Here is a 207-nt window from a genome sequence, read left to right on the forward strand (position 1 = left end):
TGCAAAGGGTTGGGCAGGTGCCATTAAATACAACAAAAAAGCAAATGAAGTCATTAAAAACTTCTTTGAGCGCGAAGACACTTTATCTGTAGGCATTTGTAATGCATGTCAATTATTTATGGAGCTCGAAGAAATCTACCCTGAACATGAAGTTCATGCCAAAATGCTACATAACGATTCCCATAAGCATGAGAGTAGTTTGACATC

The 207-nt window shown here is 37.7% G+C and carries 1 protein-coding gene; it reads left to right on the forward strand.

Annotated features, from left to right (window positions below):
- On the forward strand, window positions 1-207 hold a 207-nt coding region (locus ACRHOC_RS16075; protein WP_431159548.1), incomplete at both ends, for a phosphoribosylformylglycinamidine synthase subunit PurQ.

The sequence above is a fragment of the Winogradskyella poriferorum genome, from assembly GCF_050618035.1.
GTDB lineage: Bacteria > Bacteroidota > Bacteroidia > Flavobacteriales > Flavobacteriaceae > Winogradskyella > Winogradskyella poriferorum_A.